Raw genomic sequence first — 17,968 nt, 5'->3', positions numbered from 1 at the left:
AGGTGTATGCTGCACAGCCCGCCAGAACGAGCTTTTGGGACTTCAGCAGTTCGGCACGTTCACCGCGAGGCCGCCGAGCGAGGTTTCCTTGTACTTGTCATGCATGTCTTCGCCGGTCTGGCGCATGGTCTCGATACAGGCATCCAGCGGCACGAAGTGCTGGCCGTCACCGCGCAGGGCAAGCGAGGCTGCAGAAACCGCCTTGATCGCTGCCAATCCATTGCGTTCGATACAGGGCACTTGCACCAGACCCTTCACGGGGTCGCAGGTCATGCCCAGGTGATGCTCCAGCGCGATCTCGGCTGCGTTTTCCACCTGTTCGGGCGTGCCACCCATCACCGCGCAGAGGCCTGCGGCGGACATCGCAGCGGCAGAACCGACCTCGGCCTGGCAGCCGGCTTCGGCTCCGGAGATCGACGCGTTGTATTTCACCAGACCCGCGATGGCGGCGGCGGTCAGCAGGAAATCCTCGACATGGGTCTCTGACGCGCCCGGCACATGATCGAGGTAGTAGCGGATCACCGCCGGCAGGGTGCCTGCGGCGCCATTGGTCGGGGCCGTGACCACCTGACCGCCAGCGGCGTTTTCCTCGTTCACCGCCATTGCATAGACGCTCATCCAGTCATTGATGGTGTGGGGCGCGTTGATGTTCATGCCACGTTCGGCCTGCAAGGCATCGTGGATCCCCTTGGCGCGGCGGCGCACATTCAGGCCGCCGGGCAGGATGCCGTCGCGTTCCAGACCCCGGTTGATGCAGTCATTCATCACTTGCCAGATGCGGGCGGTGCCTTTGGCGAGGCTGACCTCGCAGCCGCGCGCGATCTCATTGGCGCGTTTCATGCTGGCAATGGATTTGCCGCTGGCCTTGGCCATCTCCAGCATTTCAGCCGCAGTTTTGAACGGGTAGGGCACTGGCTCGCCTTCGTCTGTCGCCTTGCCAGCGGCCAATTCTTCCTCGGTGAGGACAAAGCCGCCACCGATGGAGTAATAGACCTGCCGCAGGATCACGTCACCCTGCGCATCGGTGGCCATCAGGATCATCCCGTTGGCATGACCGGGCAGGGCGTGATCATAGTCGAAGATCATATCCGCCTTAGGGTCGAAATGCAGCGCGCCGAGTCCTTCGGGGTGCATGGTGTGGGTCTTGTCCAGTTCAGCGAGGAAGGCGGTCGCCTTCTCATCATCGTAGTCATGGGCGACAAACCCGCCGAGGCCGAGAATGGTGGCGCGGTCGGTGGCATGGCCAACGCCGGTAAAGGCGAGCGAGCCATGCAGAGAGGCGCGCAGACCGTGGAATTCAAACGGCGAGGCGCGCATCAGGTCCAGGAACTTTGCAGCGGCCACCATCGGCCCCATGGTGTGCGAGGACGAGGGGCCAATGCCCACTTTGAACATGTCGAAAACGGAGAGGAACATTAGGTGGCTGATCCTTCTGAGGGATTTGCGTAGGATGGCTGGGTAAAGGGGGCCGGGCCGAGGCCTTCGGCCTCGCAGGCCACGGTCACGGCAGTGCGGCTTTCCAACCCGGCGCAGAGACGCTGCAGGCTAGGGTAATGTGCCAGAGTGAACCAGGATCGGTCGGCCTGCGCCGGATAGAGCGCCATCCAGCGTATCTGGCAGGCCAGATAATAGTCCAACACTGAAGGTTGCAATGCACCAAACCATGAGGGGCGAGCGGCGGCGGCCTGATCAAGGTTGGTGAGATGCTGATGCAGACGCTGACGCAGCACCTGTTGCAGCTGGGATTGCTGATCGGCGTCCGGGCCGATGTATTTCTTCGGATAAAACAGCATCCGCAGATCGGCGTGCAGCGTATTGGACGCAAAGAACAGCCACTTCAGGAAGGCCGCGCGGTCTGGGCTGGCAGGGGGCGGGGCCATTGCGCTGTGCCGTTCGGACAGCCACAACACAATGGCGGCGGTCTCAAACATTGGCCCGTCCGGGGTTTCCAGCACCGGGATCAGCCCGTTCGGGTTCAGCGCCCGGTATTCCGCGCTGGTCTGCGCCTTGGCCCTGCGATCAACCAGTACGCATTCATAAGGCTGGCCAAGCTCCTCCAGCACCAGCCGGATGACCAGCGAGGCGTTATCGGGAGCGTAATGGAGGCGGTAGCTGTTCATCATGGAACCATTCTAAGCTGTCTGCAGGTGTTGGTAACGCCCGTTTCCGACGTTTCCAATAGGAAACACGCAGTTTGCGCAAACCTTCCGGCAGGGTCGCAAGTCGAGGCTTGGTGTACGGAATGAAATGCTTATGCTCCCGTTGTGAGAGGCAGCGCCGCTGCCGAGCCAGACGGAGTGACTGGATGTCCCGCCCTTCATTTGACGATCTCAACGAATGCCAGAAGCTGCTGTTTGGAAATGGGGTTGGGCCCTACTGGCTGCCGGAGCGGATGCGAGAGTTGATTACCGAGACAGCCAGCTGGTTTTTTTGCGATGCCAGCTGGCGGCACCATGATTTTGGCTATGCTGTCGGCGGCGACCGCTGGGACCGGGCGCGCTGCGACTGGAAGTTCTTTGTCGCGATGCTGCATGACGCGGTAACGCAGCGCTGGCCATGGGCGCTGGTGACGGTGCCAACGGCAGTATTGCTGAGTGTTCTCTTCTATCTGGCGGTGCGATTGGGGGGCCAGTTTGGATCTTTTGATTACCGCGAAGACTATGCCACGCTGGCAGAGATCCTTGCCGAGTGAGGGACTTGCAGTGGCGAGATGTGGCGATCTGACGCCGGGTCTCGGCAGGCATCCGGTCACCGATGCTGGTGCACACCCACGTGGCCGCGCTGCGGTTTCGCGGCACGGGTGCAATGGGCAACTCGCGCAGCGCCCCCTCGCGTCTGTTGGCAACAATGCATATAACACATTGAGAACACGTCAATGCAGTCTCATGGAGTCGCGGTCATGACCGGAGAATTATCCCCCATCGACAAGGCCAAATTTGTTGCCGCCAAACGTGCGGCGGAGATGGTTGAGGATGGCATGCGGGTGGGGCTGGGCACAGGCTCCACAGCCGCCTGGCTGGTGCGCTGTCTGGGTGAGATGGTGCAGAACGACGGTCTGCGGATCAAAGGCGTGCCGACCTCCACCCGCACGGCGGAGTTGGCCCGCGATGTGGGGATCGAGATCCTGACACTGGATGAGGCGAAGTGGCTGGATCTGACAATTGACGGCGCTGATGAATTCGACCGCGATCTGAACCTGATCAAGGGCGGCGGCGGCGCGCTGCTGCAGGAGAAGATTGTCGCCACCGCCTCTGACCGGATGGTGGTGATTGCCGACAAGGCCAAGGAGGTCGAGAGCCTTGGGGCGTTCCCCCTGCCGGTGGAGGTGATCCCCTTTGGCTGGCAGACCACGCAGGCGCTGCTGGAGGAGACTTTGGTGGCGATGGAGGTCATGGGCCGCAAGACGACGCTGCGGATGAACGGGGATGCAGCGCTGGTGACGGATGAGGGCAATCATATTCTGGATCTGCATCTCAATCGCATTGGCAATGTGCGGCAGATGGCGCTGGTGCTGAACCAGATTCCGGGCGTGGTTGAGAATGGTCTGTTCATCGACATCTGCGACATCGTTGTGGTGGGCTATGGCGATGGCAAGGTTGAGGTGCGCGACATCAATGAAGGCACGGTGGAGACCGACCGGCTTGATTTTGTGGAGACTGAGAACCTGTTTACCGATCTGAGTGACTGAGGCGAGACGAATGAGGTTCGTCGACTGGACCTGTCTTGAGAGACTGCTGTATTTGGGTCCATATGATGACAAAGTTCTCTCAAATCAGGCCTGCTGTATCTACCGATGAGCCTTCGCAGACGCATGAGCCGGTTTCGCTGTCGGTAAAGCTGCGCGTGCCGGTGAAACTGCTCTTGTTGTTCTCACTTGCACTGCTCTTGGTTGAGGTGGCGCAAAAATCCGACTGGTGGGGATTGGGCCAGAGCGGGTACGAGGTCCCTTACATAGGACCTTTGACCTACATAAATATCGTATTGTTTTGGTGCGTTATATCGGGCGGCCTGACTCTCAGCTGGGCGGAGGTTTCCTCAAAAGGAATTGCTACACGCAGGGTCTTGCGTTCATCCTCCTCCACGATCCCCTGGTCCAGAGTTGTTGCGGTTCAGGAAAAGCCTGTAGCTCTGCGCTTGTTCCCCTCCGCACCCTACCGGTACGCGTGGATCCTAGTGCGTCTGGAAGACGGTGCATTGACCAGACTGCGATGCCCGCTGGAAAACGGCGATGCAAAAGAAACGCGGCGGTTTCAGGCCGCGTTCGCGTCGTATTGGCAGGATTTGCCCTCGCCGGATGCCAAGGCGGCTTTAGGCTAGACCGGTTGTTGCTATCGCCCCGGTGCTCTTCACGTCGTTTTCACGGTTTCGAGACTATATCGCGCTTGGCATTATAAACCGCGCAGCGCACCCCCACCTGCGAGACTGGCAATTCCTTCTGCGCTATGTGATACCTCGCGCAAGACATCAGAAAGGCGACTAGCATGAGCTTTGATTACGATCTCTTTGTTATCGGCGGCGGCTCCGGTGGGGTGCGTGCCGCGCGGGTGGCAGCACAGCGTGGCGTCAAGGTGGCGCTGGCAGAGGAGGACCGCTACGGCGGCACCTGCGTGATCCGGGGATGTGTGCCGAAAAAGCTGATGGTCTTCGCCAGCGAATACGCAGGTATGGTTGAGGATGCGCAGGCCTATGGTTGGGATCTGTCGCCCGGCAGCTTTGACTGGGACCGCTTCAAGACCAAGCTGCACGCGGAGCTGGACCGGTTGGAAGGCATCTATCGCGGCATCCTGAAGAACAATTCGGTTGAGACCTTTGATCAGCGCGCCAAACTGGCGGATGCCCACACGGTTGAGCTGGCGGACGGCACCCGCAAGACCGCGAAACATATCCTGATCGCAACCGGCGGCTGGCCGGTGACACCGGAGTTTCCCGGCTCGGAACTGGCCATCACCTCCAATGAGATCTTCCATCTGGAAAAACTGCCCGAGACCATGCTGATTGTCGGCGGTGGCTATATCGCCTGCGAATTTGCGGGCATCATGAACGGGTTGGGGGTCAAGACCACGCAGTATTATCGCGGTGCGCAGATCCTGCGGGGGTTCGACGATGAGGCGCGCGGGCTGATCTCAGAGGAGATGTGCCAGTCCGGTGTAGATCTGCATCTGGGCACCAATGTGCTGGAGATGCGCAAAGAAGGCGACAAGATCTGGGTGAAGGCCACCAATGGCGATGAGACCCTGTTCGATCAGGTGATGTTTGCCACTGGTCGCAGCCCCAATGCCGACGGCCTTGGACTTGAGGAACTGGGCATTGAGCGCGACCGCGCCGGGGCCATCGTGGTAGATGAGTACAGCCAGACGGGCGTGCCGTCGGTCTATGCCGTCGGGGATGTGACCAACCGGGTGAACCTGACACCGGTTGCCATTCGCGAGGGCATGGCCTTTGTTGAGACGGTGTTTGCGGGCAACCCCACCAGCCCTGATCACGACCTGATACCGACCGCGATCTTTACCCAGCCGGAAATGGGCACTGTTGGCCTCAGCGAGGAAGCGGCGGCGGAGCAGGAAGAGATCGAGGTCTATGCGACTTCCTTCAAGCCGATGCAGCAGGCCTTTGCCGGGCGGGCACAGCGGGTGCTGATGAAGCTCATCGTCTCCAAGGCGACGCGCAAGGTGCTGGGTTGTCATATTGTCGCTCCGGGAGCGGGTGAAATGATCCAGCTGGCAGGCATCGCCGTAAAAATGGGTGCAACAAAAGAAGACTTTGATCGCACCGTGGCAGTGCATCCGACGATGTCGGAAGAGCTGGTCACGATGAAGACACCGGTGCGGACGGCTTGATTTTTCAGGCAGAAACCACAGGTAGGAACAACAAGCCGCGATGGGCGGCGAGATAGGGATTGGACACATATGGCGGGCAATAACGGTGGCCCCTGGGGGGGCGGTGGCTCTTCTGGCGGCTCAGGCAACAGAGGCAACAACCAAGGCGGCGATGACAATCGTGGGGGCGGACGACGTCCTGATGATGGTCAGATCCCCGAGATTGACGAGCTGGTGAAAAAAGGCCAGGAACAGCTGCGTGTCCTGATGGGCGGTCGCGGTGGTGGCACAGGCGGCGGTGGTCGCGGTGGCGCTGGTGGCGGCGGCGGTGGCCCGCAGCTGACCAAAGGCACCGTGGCGCTGGCCGCGCTGGCGGCTGTCGGCTTCTGGGCCTTTGCAAGTTTCTACACCGTGAAGCCGGAAGAACAGTCGGTTGAGCTGTTTCTTGGGGAGTATTCCTCCACCGGGCAGCCGGGCCTGAACTTTGCGCCCTGGCCGCTGGTGACCAAAGAAATTCTGCCAGTGACTCGCGAACAGACCGAGGACATCGGTGTGGGCGGCGGTCGTGGCTCTGAGGCCGGGCTGATGCTGACCGGCGATGAGAACATCGTTGATATCGATTTCCAGGTGGTCTGGAATATCAATGATCCGGCGAAATTCCTGTTCAACCTGCGCGATGCCCGCACCACCATCCGCGCGGTGTCTGAATCCGCGATGCGCGAGATTATCGCCCAGTCTGAGCTGGCACCGATCCTGAACCGGGACCGTGGTGCGATTGCCTCGCGTCTGCAGGATCTGATCCAGTTCACGCTGGATGACTACGACAGCGGCATCAACATTATCCGCGTGAACTTTGACAAGGCGGATCCGCCGGCCTCGGTTATTGCGGCGTTCCGCGATGTTCAGGCGGCTGAGCAGGAACGCGACCGGCGTCAGAACGAAGCCGACGCCTATGCCAACAACGCGCTGGCCGAGGCCCGCGGTCAGGCGGCTGAGCTGCTGGAAAAAGCTGAAGGCTACCGCGCCCGCGTCGTGAACGAAGCGCAGGGTGAAGCCAGCCGTTTCTCTGCGGTTCTGACCGAATACGAAAAGGCCCCCGACGTGACCCGCAAGCGTCTCTATCTGGAGACGATGGAAGAGGTGCTGGGCCGGGTCGACAAGATCATCCTGGATGAGCAATCCGGCGAAGGTCAGGGCGTCGTTCCCTATCTGCCGCTGAATGAACTGCGCCGTGGAGGTAGCAACTGATGCGTAAATCAACTCTTTTGCTGCCCGCACTGGTGATTATCGTTATCACCGCGCTGTCGTCGGTGTTTATCGTGGATGAGCGCGAAAAGGCGTTGGTTCTGCAGTTTGGCCGCGTGGTTTCCGTCAAGGAAGAGCCGGGTTTGGCGTTTAAAATTCCGCTCATTCAGGAGGTTGTGCGTTACGACGACCGTATCCTGAGCCGCGACATCGATCCGCTGGAAATCACCCCGTCGGATGATCGCCGTCTGGTGGTCGACGCCTTTGCCCGCTACCGGATCACCGATGTGAACCGGTTCCGCCAAGCCGTTGGTGGCGGCGGCATCACTGCTGCTGAGAGCCGTCTGGATTCGATCTTGCGTGCGCAAACCCGCGAAATCCTTGGCTCCGTCAGCTCCAACGACATTCTGTCGTCGGACCGGGCAGCGCTGATGCTACGGATCCGTAACGGCGCCATCGCAGATGCTCGCGCGCTGGGGATTACCATCATCGACGTTCGCCTGAAGCGGACCGACCTGCCCTCCGAGAACCTCGATGCGACCTTTGAACGGATGCGGGCCGAGCGTGTGCGCGAAGCCACCGATGAGCGGGCCCGTGGTAACGAGGCCGCACAACGGATCCGGGCGCAGGCCGACCGGACCGTGGTTGAGCTGGTCTCCGAGGCGCAGCGCGAGGCGGAAATCATTCGTGGTGAAGCTGATGCTGAACGTAACGGTATCTTTGCGCAGGCCTATGGTGCGGATCCTGAGTTCTTTGAGTTCTACCGCTCGCTCAACGCCTATGCCGCGTCATTGCAGGCCGGGAATTCCACCATGGTGCTTTCGCCGGACAATGAGTTTTTCAACTATTTGAAATCCTCCAACGGCAAGCCTGCGGCAGCTGCCCAGCAATGATCACCGGTGCAGATGTTCTGCGCATGGGTGTGAGAGAACAGAGAAGGGGGCTGGCCGTTGGGTCGGCCCCTTTTTCGTCCGCCATTTCCTCGGTGTGTTCCCCTGCGGAATCTCACCGGGTTTCACTTCGAATTGAATACGTGCAACATTCGTTGTGACCGTTTTTGAAAAGACTACATTACAGCCCATGATCCGCTGCGGACCCAGAGGTGCATGCCGGTGCAGGCCCCGCCGCAGAAGATGGAATTTGGCGACAACTAAGGAGTAGTTTCGTGCAGCCACAGGCAATGAAAAATACAATCAGCAGCGCTCGCGCCGTTGCGCGCCAGCCCGCGCGCCAGACGACGCAGTGGCGCCTGCTCTGGCTAGCCATGATCAGCACCCTGATGGTGTTGGCGCAGGTGGCCATCGCGCAGGCCCGGCCCGAGAGCCTGGCGCCGCTGGCCGATAAGGTCAGCCGCGCGGTAGTGAATATCACGACGACAACCGTCGTCGAGGGGCGGTCCGGCCCGCAGGGTATTGTCCCCGAAGGCTCGCCTTTTGAGGATTTCTTCCGCGAGTTTCAGGATCGCAATGGTGGTCAGGGTGATCGCCCGCGCCGGTCTTCGGCGCTTGGCTCCGGTTTTGTGATTTCGGAAGACGGCTATATCGTCACCAACAACCACGTCATCGAAGAAGCCGATGAGATTGAGATCGAATTCTTCCCCGGCGAAGGCCAGCCGGCGCAGCCGCTGCCGGCCAAAGTTGTGGGCACCGATCCCAACACCGATATCGCGCTTCTGAAAGTCGAAGCGCCGATGCCGCTGACTTTTGTCAAATTCGGTGACAGCGATCTGGCGCGTGTTGGCGATTGGGTGGTGGCGATGGGCAATCCGCTGGGGCAGGGGTTCTCGCTCTCGGCTGGCATCGTCTCGGCCCGTAACCGCGAGCTGTCGGGGTCCTATGATGATTACATTCAGACCGATGCGGCGATCAACCGGGGTAACTCCGGCGGGCCGCTGTTCAACATGGACGGCGAAGTTGTTGGTGTGAACACCGCAATCCTGTCGCCCAATGGTGGCTCCATCGGGATCGGGTTCTCTATGGCCTCCAATGTGGTCAGCAAGGTTGTGAACCAGCTGAAGGAATTCGGCGAAACCCGCCGTGGCTGGTTGGGTGTGCGCATTCAGGATGTGACCAAGGATGTCGCCGAGGCTATGGGTCTGGACAGCGCCGAGGGTGCGCTGGTGACTGATGTACCTGAGGGACCGGCCAAGGCAGCGGGTCTGCTGGCGGGTGATGTGATCCTGTCCTTTGACGGTGTGGATGTGAAAGACACCCGAGCGCTGGTGCGTCAGGTCGGTAATACCGAAGTGGGCAAAGCCGTACGTGTGTTGGTCTTCCGTGAAGGCAAGACTGAGACGCTGCGCGTGACTTTGGGCCGCCGCGAGGACGCGCAGCGCCAGAGCACCCCGGCCAGTAGCGATGACACCGCGCCTGACATGACCGAAAAGCAGCTGCTGGGTCTGACTGTCAGCCGACTGAGCGATGACCAGCGCAGTGAGCTGAACGTGCCCGATGGCATGGACGGTCTGGTGATCACCTCGGTGGATGAGACCTCGGAGGCCTGGGAAAAGGGCATGCGTGCCGGTGATCTGATCACCGAAGCAGGCCAGCAGAAACTGACCTCCATCAGCGAGCTGGAAGCGCGTATCGACGAGGCGAAAGAAGCGGGTCGCAAATCGCTGCTATTGCTGGTGCGTCGTGCAGGGGAGCCACGTTTTGTGGCGCTGAACCTGTCTGAGTGACCTTTCGCTGCGGGCTGCTGCAAACAGTGGCCCGCTGTTGATGCGGTGCCCCGCTGCGCAGTCTTGAAACGCTGACGCTGGGGAATATCGAGACAGATCGCAAGACAAAAGGGCCGGGCAGGGATGCTCGGCCCTTTTGCGTGGATCACAACAGGGTGGCGAAATTGCCCCCAGCCCTTGGTCCGGCGCGTCACGGACTCGCGTCGGCGGAAGATGTCTGCACATAGGTCCAACGACCCCAGGCACCTCCCGGCACCGTCTGTTCGATCCAACGAGCTGTTCTTAGGTTTCCGCCGCCCCAGATGGCGCAGATGGTCCCCGGTGTGCGCCCGGCGGATGTCCTGGGTCCCGTCGAGCCATGTGCCGTGACACATGGCTCTTGATGGGACAGGCTGCCGTTGGGATGGAACGGATAACGGCAGCCTGTCACGACCATGCCCCTAAGCCACCGCGGTGGTCTGTAACCCAGTTCACAATTGAGTAAGATTATTGGGATGTGGTCCTGCGCGGCGGTCGGTTCCTGATCCGGGATCGGGGCTGGGGGACGCAGGGCGCGTTAGCCGATGTCGGGGTCGGCCAATAGTTTCAGCGCGGCCCGGTCGCGGATCGTCAGACCACCACGGCTGATGTCGATCACGTCACTGCGTTTCCATTGCGACAGGGTTTTTGACACTGCTTCGCGCGTGGCACCGACAAATTCCGCAAGTTCGCTCTGCGACAGTGACAAACGTCCGTCTCTGCCCTCGGTGGTCAAATATAGCAGCTTGCGGGCCAGCCGCACCGGCATCGGTAGAAAGACCTGTTCGCTGTATTGCGTGTTCATCCAGCGCATCCGCTGGCCCGCCAGCCGCAGCAGATCTCCGGCCAGGGACGGGTGGTGTTGCAGCTTTGCCAATACATCGCCGCTGCGCAACCGGCGCAGGCGGCTGGGCTCTAGCGCGGTTGCGGTCGCAGTACGCGGCCCGGGATCAAACAACGCGATCTCGCCAAAGACGGCGCCGGGGCGCATGATGTCCAGCGACAGTTTGCGCCCGGCAGAGGACAGGGTGGAGAACTCCACCGCGCCACTGACAATGGCATAGAGTGCGTCGCCCTCATCGCCCTGCTCAAACAGCTCTTCACCGGCCTGCAACAGCACTTCGCTGGCCTGACTGTCGAGCATTTCCAGCAAGCGGTCAGAGGCACCGGAGAGAAAGCCGCGATCAGGCAGCAGCCATTTGCGCCGCGCAGCGGAGCGCGCGCTGCCGGAGCCTGTGGTGCTGCCGGTGGTGGTGCCGGAGCGGGGCAGAGCGCCGGGGGCAGGCGGCAGCGGGCTCATGCCGGGCCTGCGGCGATCAAGGGAGGGCGATGGAGGCCTGTCTCAGGTTTCAACGGCAACCAACCCCAGTTTGCGGGCGCTGAGCAGCGACAGCTGATCATTGTCGAACCCGTCTTGTTTCTGAAATTTGCGGACGGAGGCGCGGGTGGTACTGTCCAGCTGGCCGGTGATCTCCCCGGTGTAGAGGCCGCGTACCGCCAGCGCACGTTGCAAAGACCCGACAAGTTGCGGGGTCATATCCACCGGGCAGGGCGTTTCAAACCAGCTTTCGCGGCGGGGGCGCACGATTTCCTGACGGGTCTCGCGGCGAAAGCGGGCCGGTGCAATGACCCGCCCGTCCGGCGCGGTCCTCGCTGGGCGGGTCATCACCTGAACGGTGACAGTCTCGATCACGGCAGGTGTGGTATGGGTGGCCCAGCAACTGCCGGGGGCCGCACCTGGCGGGGCGGCGGGGGCATTGCGGGAGACCTGGGTGCTGTTGCCACCTGCCGGAGGTTCCGCACAGGCGCTGAGCAGCAGCCCAGTCAGCACAAGCGAGACCAGGCGCAGGTTGGCCTGCCGCCAACTGTCGCGCCTGAAACAGGCCTGTCCCAGCCAGGGCCCACGCGGGCGCAAGAGGTCAGCCATGAACAAAGTCCCCGTGACGAAACACCGTGGTGAAACGCCTGTGTCAAATTATCAGCAGCCGTGATGCCGCGATGGCCCGTCCGCATGGGCGCATCTGTCCTTAGGCTACCGCAATTTGGGCTCCGGCGCAAAGCCCCGTTGCCGCTGTACCGAGACCGGTGCGTCGGACGTCGCCACACGAAGGCCGGGAACGGCGTAAGTGGCGCTGGATGGGAGTCGCCAGAGTGCAGGAGTTTTGCTCAAGCCGCGGTTTCTGACTGGCGCGGTGGCCGGTGGTTGGCTACAACCTCGGACGCAACGCGAAAAAGGATGCAGCTGACGATGGCAAAGATCACTTATGTCGAACACAACGGTGCCGAACACGTTGTGGAGGTGGCCAACGGCCTGACCGTGATGGAAGGCGCGCGCGACAACAATATCCCCGGTATTGAGGCAGATTGCGGCGGTGCCTGCGCCTGTTCGACCTGCCACGTCTATGTCGATGCCGGGTGGGTAGAGAAGCTCCCCGCCAAGGATGACATGGAAGAGGACATGCTGGATTTCGCCTATGAGCCTGATCCCGCGCGCTCACGCCTGACCTGCCAGATCAAGGTGACGGATGATCTGAATGGTCTTGTGGTGCACATGCCCGAGAAACAGATCTGATGCTGTCGGGGTCTCAGGCGCGGCGGTCTCTATCGTGCGCCTGGCCCCGGTTCATGCGCCGCGCAGAGCGGACCTTGCGTCGGTGGCGCGCTGGCGCCAGTGGCGGTGTCACCAAACGGTCGGGTCTCGTCGGGATCTGGGGCGGCGTCCTGTCGCTTGGCCTTGCTGGTGTCGGCGCGGGCGCGGACACGCTGTCGCGCCTGACAGGCGCGCAGTTCGACGGACCCGTCACCCATTATCCGCATGGGGTCTTGGGGGATCGTATTGAGTATTCTGCGATGGTGCTGCGGGACAGCCATGGGCGCCGCCATCGCATCGACCTGCCTGCCGGTGGCGCGGTCTTTGAGGATTTGTCCCCGCGCCTATGGGATGTGACCGGAGATGGCCTGCCGGAGGCGGTGGTTGTTGAAAGCGATCCGCAGGCTGGCGCACAGCTGGCAATCTATGGCCTGAGTGGCGGGGCAGTGCGTAAGATCGCGGCAACGCCGCATATCGGCACCCGGTTCCGTTGGCTTGCGCCGGTTGCTGCGGCCGATCTGGACGGCGACGGCCATATCGAGATCGCTTATATTGACCGCCCGCATCTGGCCAAAACCCTGAAGATCTGGCGCTACCGCAACGGGACGTTGCAGGAGGTGGCACAGCAGGCAGGGCTGACCAATCATCGCATCGGTGAGGATTTCATTACCTCGGGGCTGCGTGACTGCGGCGCGGGGCCTGTGCTGATCACGGTCAATGCCGATTGGGCGCGCATTATGGCAACGTCGCTGGTGGATGGTCGGCTGATCAGCCGCGACATCGGCGCATTTTCGCATCGGGACCAGCTGGCGGCACGTTTGCGCTGCTTGGATCCCGCATAGCCGCCGGATAGGGGCGCGGCGGACGCCATCGCACCTATTGGTAAAGTTGCGCGTATTTTTTTCCCACGGCCTGAATTGAGTGCCCGTTGCGTTGCAGGTTTGTTCACCACTTTGCCCGTAGTCTCTTGTCAAAGACACCTCCCGGGATGCTGCGGATTCGACCAGGGCGATCCGTGGAGGATTTCGTTTGTAAGCAGGAGACAGGCGCGTGACCTTTTCACCCTATGTGCTGGGCACCGGTATCGCCGGATGGAATTTCCTGGACCGGACCCGTGTCCAACAGCAGCAGATTTTCGAGAAATCGCCGATCCTGGATCGGGCGGTGCAGGATTTCACCCAGAAGATTGAAGGGATCCAGAGCTCGGATCAGCTGCTGGACGACTATAACGTGCTGAAGGTCGCGCTGGGGGCTTTTGGCCTTGATGAAGATATCAACAACCGTGCGTTCATCAAAAAAGTGCTGGATTCCGATCTGTCAGAGCCGACGTCATTCGCCAATCGCCTGAATGACAACCGCTATCTCGGTCTTGCGCAGACCTTTGGCTTTGGCGGTGAGACGGGGCCGCAGCTGCCCAGCTCCAGTGTTGAAAAACCCTATGCCAATGTCGCCAGCCCGGAAGATCTGCTGTCCAACCAGACGCTGCTCAACCAGGCGCTGGATGATTTTGGTCTTAAAAAATATGCAGGCAATGAGTTCTTTCTGATGCGGGTGCTGGAATCCGACACCACCGATCCTGCGTCATTTGTGAACCGGTTGAGCGACAGTAAGCTGGCCGATTTTGCCAATGCGTTTCAGTTCAATCAGCCACCTGAGTACACCAGCAGCATGGAGGCGCTGGTGGGGGAATTCAGCGCCATGAATGATGGCAATGGTCCTGCCACTGCGGATGAGTTGTTGGAAAATGAGGACCTGCTGGCGGCGGTCGTTGAGAGCTTCGATCTGGAATATACCAATACCATCTTCCTCAAGCGGATGCTGGAATCCAATCCTTACGATCCGAATTCGCCGGTGAACCAGCAGGAGGACCCGCGCTATCTGGCGATGTCGCGGGCCTTTGGCTTTGGTATTTCCGACATCAACAGCTTTACCAGCCCGGAGGAGCTGCTGGCGCAGCCCCTGCTGCTGGAGGATGCGCTGGAGCAGTTCAACCTGAGCAACCCCGGCGAACAGTACATCCGGGATGTGCTGGAGTCGGACCTGTCGGATCCAAATTCCTTCGTGAATCAGCCCAGCAATCTTGCCTTTTATGATTTTGCCGAGGCCTTTCAAAACGAGTGGCCAAGCGCGCCCAGCCGGATGCAGGTGCTCGCCAATGAGGTGGGGGGCAAACTGGCCGGCTATGAGCAGCCACAACAGTTTGTCTTTGACTTCGACGCCTTTGAGGCGGGGCTTGATGTGTTCAACATCAGCGAGCGGGAGCTGGATTTTGACGTGATGATCAAGGCGTTTGAATCCGATCTTTCCTCCGAGATTTCATATGCAAACCTGCACCGCGATCCGAACCTCAAGGCGATGGCGCATGCTTTTGCCTTCAACCCAGGCGGCAGTGATCACACCTATCCGGCTGGCTTTGCACAGGAAATCGCGGATCTATACAAGGATCGGAACTTCGAAATCGCCATCGGAGAAAGTGACCCGAACATGCGCCTGGCGCTGTCGCTGGAGCGTGAGTTGCAATCAATCGCGGATGCCGGGGGCAGCGAAGATGCGCATTGGTTCGGGATTATCGGCTCGCCGCCGCTCAAATCCATGTTCGAGACGGCGCTTGGCCTGCCGGCGAGCTTTGGGCAGCTTGATGTCGACCGTCAGGTGAATGAGATGAAAGAGCGTGCGCAGACATCTTTTGGCACGACGCATCCGGCTGATTTACTGGAAACCGAGAAACTGGATGAGTTTCGCAACCGGTTTCTGCTGCTGAGCGGTCTGAACAGTGATCAGGCGGCAAATGGGTTCAGTGATCCGATCTTCACCCTGTTCCAATAGGAACGACTGCATGACGACCCATCGCGGCGCCTGCACCCGGTGATACCGGACGCGACCGACTGGGTATCGGAGTGGTGTCTTGGCGCGCGGCGTCATACGGATGCGGACCTGCGCAGACGCGGCGTCTAGGTCAAAGGGTTCTCTGATGGCATGACCCGCCGGTTGCGATTGATCGAAAGATCGCGTTGGCTGTGATCCATACAACGCGGTGTCCTGGAGGGCCGTATCACAGCGCGCTTGGTCATGTTGGCTGCGCCATCAGGCTTGATCCCTTTAGAGGGGATCTCCCCGGACTTGATCATATCCGGCCATGGTGGGACGTGCTATATCGGGCCGGATCAGGAATGGCTGGTGGGCTTTGACTGAATTGGTGCTGGGAGGATCGGAGACGTGCGTATTGAGGCCGGGAGGTCTGATGCCAACCAACTGATACCGATATGTTTGCCAGTCGAACGACTGCTGCTGGGATCTTCGGTAAGAATGTGGTTCGAACCTGTCGTCACCATGGTGGCACCGGTCATGTCGACGGGGACCCGATTGAGATGAAACATACTGAGCCGAGTTCTATCGATTCAGTTGATGATTGAGGGTGGCCGTCCCGTCGGGCGGTACTTCCCAGCGCTAGTGACGTGCGGACACATGCGCATGCGCAGCACAATCACGTCGCCCAATCACCTTGCCCGGATCAAGGGGACACGCCAGACCAAGTGGGGCGCATCAAGCGGATCACATCAGACCGATCATATGGGTTGCTCAATCTGTGCAGGGACCAGACTGATCGCAGGTCAGTGGTGGTGGAGCGCTGCGCCGCGCCTCATGGGCCAACCCCTGCTGGATCTGGGTTGGCTCAGGTCCGAGATTACCGCCCGGTGCAGAGACCGCAGCGGAGGATCAAGGATCGGGGCTGCCAACCACATGGTCCCCGTCGATATCGCCAAGCGACGAAAACAAGGCGGCGGTATTGCTGACCCCCATCTTTTTCAGCAAGCGCGCCCGGTGCACCTCCACCGTGCGATAACTCAGGCCGAGGCTGCGGGCGATTTCCTTGCTGGTTTTGCCCTCGCACAGCAGGGAGTAAACTTCCCGTTCACGCCGGGTCAGTGGCTGATAAGGGCGTGAGCGTGACAGGTCAGCGAAGCTCCAGACCGCGCGTGCCAGCGGATCCTCGGGGGTGAAACTGTGGCCACGCACCCGCACCCAGAACAGGCTGCCGTCCTTGCGCCGCATGACCCGTTCATCCCAATAGGGCGCCCCGGTCCCCAACGTATCGTCACCACGGCTGCGCAGGTTCAAAAACTCCTCCTCGGACGGGTAGAGAAAAGCAAAGAGTTGATCCAGAAGGTCGTCCCGGGGATAGCCGAACATTTCGCAGAACCGCCGGTTGCAGTCCCTGAGCACCCGGTTTTCTGTGACGACGATCCCGACCGGCAGGAAATCATAGGCCAGCTGCATCAGGTCACGATCGGCAAATAGCTGGTCGAGTGTTTCGGGGCTGGGGTGGGTTTGCGGGCGTTGGGCCGTCATCTGATCCTGCTTGGTGCTCCTCGGGTTGCCATAAGGCTGCGCATACCTGCTGACACAGCATGGGTAGCGGGGGCTCTGGCCATTGTTGCGAGGACCTTAGCGGAGTGCGACCAGCGTGAAAACCGGCTGCGGGACGCGCCGGTGATCAGGACAGGTAGTAGTCCACCGGCTGCAGCGGCGGTGGCGCGTCCTGTCCCAGCTTCGGCGCCAGCGCCCGCTCTACCGTGCGACAGATCGCGTCCAGTGGCAGGCCGTTCACCGTCTCACCAAAGGGATGCGATAGCTCTTCGGTCACCTCTGCAAGGCCGAAGAACACATAGGCGACAATGCCCACAAATATCGGTGTCAGCCACCCCGCGCCGTCAATCAGCGCAAAGGGCAGGAGCAGGCAGTAGAGATAGGTGGTGCGGAACACCAGCAGCGAATAGACATAGGGCAGTGGCGTGGTGGCGATACGCTCACAGCCGGCCTGCGCCAGCGCGATGCTGGCGGTGCGCTCGGCCAGTGCCTTGCGAGCGAAGCCATCGTCCGCACCAAGGGCAACCGTTGCGGCAAGCGCATCCAATGCGGCGCAGGGGGCATGGGGAGATCCCGAAAAATCATCGCGTGCCCAACGGATTGCGGGGGTTGTGTCTGTTTCTTTGCGCAGATTGATGCGGTGCAGATGCAGGAACCCAAGGGCGAGCCGCAGGATTTGCGCCCGCCTGTCTGGATCAGCAACGAAGAGGTCGACCTCGCGGCTGAGACTGCGCAGATCCGCAACCAGCTGCCCCCACAACCGCCGCCCCTCCCACCAGCGGTCATATGCGGCGTTGTTGCGAAACCCCAGAAACAGCGAAAGCGCGATGCCAAACACAGCAAAGGGCGCCGCATTTGTATGGGGCAACGGCAGGACGTTGGCGTCGATCCACAAGATCAGCGCAGACAGGGCCGAGAGCCCGATGATCCGGGGCAGAATGCGGGGCAGGACGGAACCGCGCACCGCAAACAGCAGCTGCATCAATCCGGGTTTGTCGCGAAGGATCATCGGCGGTGGCTCCGAGGGAGGATAAGGGGACAAATAGCAGCTGGCGCGCGGCTGGCAGATCCCTGCGCCGATTGTTGACGCAGGCAGCGGCAGCTTAGACCGCAATCCAGCCTATCGCCGTGCAGAAAACGGCAGCTGGCGGGTGTTCGCGGCGGTTTTCTGTCGGATCTGCAAAGGTGCCCAGATAGTCTAACCTTCAGGGATCAGATTGGCGGCGGTGCTGCCGGGCGCCATACGCCCGG

General features: G+C 60.9%; 16 protein-coding genes. 10 read left to right on the top strand and 6 right to left on the bottom strand.

Annotated features, from left to right (window positions below):
• Positions 1-42: 42 nt before the first annotated feature.
• Complete coding sequence (locus OO25_RS11250; RefSeq protein WP_040180163.1) at positions 43-1,416, bottom strand: L-serine ammonia-lyase; 1,374 nt, start codon at positions 1,414-1,416, stop codon at positions 43-45.
• A complete protein-coding gene (locus OO25_RS11245) occupies positions 1,416-2,123 on the bottom strand; it encodes a glutathione S-transferase family protein (RefSeq protein WP_040180162.1) in 708 nt (235 codons plus the stop codon). The genes OO25_RS11250 and OO25_RS11245 overlap by 1 nt, the downstream gene beginning before the upstream one ends.
• Positions 2,124-2,305: 182 nt before the next feature.
• Between OO25_RS11245 and OO25_RS11240 the strand changes: the two genes are divergently transcribed.
• The 7 genes from OO25_RS11240 (at position 2,306) to OO25_RS11210 (ending at position 9,741) form a co-directional block, all read left to right on the top strand.
• Positions 2,306-2,692 (top strand): hypothetical protein, encoded by a 387-nt coding sequence (locus OO25_RS11240; protein ID WP_040180161.1) that lies wholly within the window; start codon positions 2,306-2,308, stop codon positions 2,690-2,692.
• Positions 2,693-2,899: 207 nt separating this feature from the next.
• Positions 2,900-3,688, top strand: a complete 789-nt coding sequence (rpiA, locus tag OO25_RS11235; RefSeq protein WP_040180160.1) for a ribose-5-phosphate isomerase RpiA — start codon at positions 2,900-2,902, stop codon at positions 3,686-3,688.
• A 65-nt stretch (positions 3,689-3,753) separates the two neighbouring features.
• Positions 3,754-4,317, top strand: a complete 564-nt coding sequence (locus tag OO25_RS11230; RefSeq protein WP_139044777.1) for a hypothetical protein — start codon at positions 3,754-3,756, stop codon at positions 4,315-4,317.
• A 164-nt stretch (positions 4,318-4,481) separates the two neighbouring features.
• Positions 4,482-5,837 (top strand): glutathione-disulfide reductase, encoded by a 1,356-nt coding sequence (gene gor / locus OO25_RS11225; RefSeq protein WP_040180156.1) that lies wholly within the window; start codon positions 4,482-4,484, stop codon positions 5,835-5,837.
• Positions 5,838-5,906: 69 nt separating this feature from the next.
• Positions 5,907-7,064, top strand: coding sequence for an FtsH protease activity modulator HflK (gene hflK, locus OO25_RS11220; protein ID WP_040174069.1), 1,158 nt, complete (start codon positions 5,907-5,909; stop codon positions 7,062-7,064).
• On the top strand, positions 7,064-7,954 hold the full coding sequence (gene hflC / locus OO25_RS11215) for a protease modulator HflC (RefSeq protein WP_040180154.1): 891 nt from the start codon (positions 7,064-7,066) through the stop codon (positions 7,952-7,954). The genes hflK and hflC overlap by 1 nt, the downstream gene beginning before the upstream one ends.
• 287 nt (positions 7,955-8,241) lie before the next feature.
• A complete protein-coding gene (locus OO25_RS11210) occupies positions 8,242-9,741 on the top strand; it encodes a Do family serine endopeptidase (protein WP_175304823.1) in 1,500 nt (499 codons plus the stop codon).
• 556 nt (positions 9,742-10,297) lie between these two features.
• Here the strand turns inward: OO25_RS11210 and OO25_RS11205 are convergent.
• Together OO25_RS11205 and OO25_RS11200 are read right to left on the bottom strand one after the other, a co-directional pair.
• Positions 10,298-11,059, bottom strand: coding sequence for a Crp/Fnr family transcriptional regulator (locus OO25_RS11205; protein ID WP_241770615.1), 762 nt, complete (start codon positions 11,057-11,059; stop codon positions 10,298-10,300).
• A 42-nt stretch (positions 11,060-11,101) separates the two neighbouring features.
• On the bottom strand, positions 11,102-11,686 hold the full coding sequence (locus tag OO25_RS11200) for a peptidoglycan-binding protein (protein WP_040180150.1): 585 nt from the start codon (positions 11,684-11,686) through the stop codon (positions 11,102-11,104).
• A 321-nt stretch (positions 11,687-12,007) separates the two neighbouring features.
• On the opposite strand from OO25_RS11200, the gene OO25_RS11195 reads away from it, so the two are divergent.
• From OO25_RS11195 to OO25_RS11185, 3 genes are all read left to right on the top strand, one after another.
• A complete protein-coding gene (locus OO25_RS11195) occupies positions 12,008-12,331 on the top strand; it encodes a 2Fe-2S iron-sulfur cluster-binding protein (protein WP_014875267.1) in 324 nt (107 codons plus the stop codon).
• On the top strand, positions 12,331-13,191 hold the full coding sequence (locus OO25_RS11190) for a VCBS repeat-containing protein (RefSeq protein ID WP_040180149.1): 861 nt from the start codon (positions 12,331-12,333) through the stop codon (positions 13,189-13,191). Before OO25_RS11195 ends, OO25_RS11190 begins: the two co-directional genes overlap by 1 nt.
• A gap of 208 nt (positions 13,192-13,399) precedes the next feature.
• Positions 13,400-15,175: a DUF1217 domain-containing protein gene (locus OO25_RS11185; protein ID WP_040180148.1), complete on the top strand. Its 1,776-nt coding sequence runs from the start codon at positions 13,400-13,402 to the stop codon at positions 15,173-15,175.
• An 891-nt stretch (positions 15,176-16,066) separates the two neighbouring features.
• On the opposite strand, the gene OO25_RS11180 is transcribed toward OO25_RS11185, so the two are convergent.
• Together OO25_RS11180 and OO25_RS11175 are read right to left on the bottom strand one after the other, a co-directional pair.
• A complete protein-coding gene (locus tag OO25_RS11180; protein ID WP_040174078.1) occupies positions 16,067-16,699 on the bottom strand; it encodes a LuxR C-terminal-related transcriptional regulator in 633 nt (210 codons plus the stop codon).
• A gap of 145 nt (positions 16,700-16,844) precedes the next feature.
• Positions 16,845-17,726, bottom strand: a complete 882-nt coding sequence (locus tag OO25_RS11175) for a bestrophin family protein (RefSeq protein ID WP_040180146.1) — start codon at positions 17,724-17,726, stop codon at positions 16,845-16,847.
• Positions 17,727-17,968 lie beyond the last annotated feature (242 nt).

This window comes from Phaeobacter sp. S60, from assembly GCF_000826845.1.
Lineage (GTDB): Bacteria > Pseudomonadota > Alphaproteobacteria > Rhodobacterales > Rhodobacteraceae > Phaeobacter > Phaeobacter piscinae.
This window is presented reverse-complemented; position numbering and strand designations above follow the sequence as displayed.

Excerpts from the sequence above, each read along its gene's own strand:
- OO25_RS11250 (WP_040180163.1), bottom strand. The coding sequence starts at position 1,416 with ATGTTCCTCTCCGTTTTCGACATGTTCAAAGTGGGCATTGGCCCCTCG.
- OO25_RS11245 (WP_040180162.1), bottom strand. The coding sequence starts at position 2,123 with ATGATGAACAGCTACCGCCTCCATTACGCTCCCGATAACGCCTCGCTG.
- OO25_RS11240 (WP_040180161.1), top strand. The coding sequence starts at position 2,306 with ATGTCCCGCCCTTCATTTGACGATCTCAACGAATGCCAGAAGCTGCTG.
- rpiA (WP_040180160.1), top strand. The coding sequence starts at position 2,900 with ATGACCGGAGAATTATCCCCCATCGACAAGGCCAAATTTGTTGCCGCC.
- OO25_RS11230 (WP_139044777.1), top strand. The coding sequence starts at position 3,754 with ATGACAAAGTTCTCTCAAATCAGGCCTGCTGTATCTACCGATGAGCCT.
- gor (WP_040180156.1), top strand. The coding sequence starts at position 4,482 with ATGAGCTTTGATTACGATCTCTTTGTTATCGGCGGCGGCTCCGGTGGG.
- hflK (WP_040174069.1), top strand. The coding sequence starts at position 5,907 with ATGGCGGGCAATAACGGTGGCCCCTGGGGGGGCGGTGGCTCTTCTGGC.
- hflC (WP_040180154.1), top strand. The coding sequence starts at position 7,064 with ATGCGTAAATCAACTCTTTTGCTGCCCGCACTGGTGATTATCGTTATC.
- OO25_RS11210 (WP_175304823.1), top strand. The coding sequence starts at position 8,242 with ATGAAAAATACAATCAGCAGCGCTCGCGCCGTTGCGCGCCAGCCCGCG.
- OO25_RS11205 (WP_241770615.1), bottom strand. The coding sequence starts at position 11,059 with ATGAGCCCGCTGCCGCCTGCCCCCGGCGCTCTGCCCCGCTCCGGCACC.
- OO25_RS11200 (WP_040180150.1), bottom strand. The coding sequence starts at position 11,686 with ATGGCTGACCTCTTGCGCCCGCGTGGGCCCTGGCTGGGACAGGCCTGT.
- OO25_RS11195 (WP_014875267.1), top strand. The coding sequence starts at position 12,008 with ATGGCAAAGATCACTTATGTCGAACACAACGGTGCCGAACACGTTGTG.
- OO25_RS11190 (WP_040180149.1), top strand. The coding sequence starts at position 12,331 with ATGCTGTCGGGGTCTCAGGCGCGGCGGTCTCTATCGTGCGCCTGGCCC.
- OO25_RS11180 (WP_040174078.1), bottom strand. The coding sequence starts at position 16,699 with ATGACGGCCCAACGCCCGCAAACCCACCCCAGCCCCGAAACACTCGAC.
- OO25_RS11175 (WP_040180146.1), bottom strand. The coding sequence starts at position 17,726 with ATGATCCTTCGCGACAAACCCGGATTGATGCAGCTGCTGTTTGCGGTG.